This window comes from Caballeronia udeis (assembly GCF_001544555.2).
GTDB lineage: Bacteria > Pseudomonadota > Gammaproteobacteria > Burkholderiales > Burkholderiaceae > Caballeronia > Caballeronia udeis.
Genome location: NZ_FCOK02000240.1, coordinates 1 through 520 on the forward strand (window position 1 = coordinate 1; position 520 = coordinate 520).

General features: G+C 55.4%; 1 pseudogene. It reads right to left on the minus strand.

The features are described from left to right. Positions 1-520 (minus strand): annotated as a pseudogene (locus AWB69_RS45440) (IS6 family transposase); the annotation flags it as partial.

Here is a 520-nt window from a genome sequence, read left to right on the forward strand (position 1 = left end):
GTGATCCTGTTCGATTATGTTGTTCAGATACTTGTTTTGGCGGATCTTGATTGGTGTGTCGCGCTCTGCATTGAGGGCCTCTAGCGCGGCCAGGTTCGCGCCACTTTTGTCGATCGTGATCGTCTCGGGCTCGCCGCTCTGCTCAATCGGCTTCTCGAAATAACGCTGCGCCGCGGCCTTGTCACGCTGGGCTCGCAGCAGGAAATCGACGGTCTGTCCGGCCTTGTCCACCGCTCGATACAAGTACTTCCACTTTCCTTTTTCTTGATATACGTCTCATCGACACGTCAGCTTTTTCCCACCGGGCGTTTGCGGCGCCGGAACGCTTTTTCAAGAATTGGCAGCAGCTTGATCGCCCAACGATGCACGGTCGAATGATCGACCTCGATGCCTCGCTCAGCCATCATCTCTTCCAGGTTTCGCACGCTCAGCCCATAGGCGACATACCAGCGCACGCACATCAGCATCACCTCAAACGGATAGTGAGGGCGTTTAAATACACGTGCTAAGGCTGGCGTCA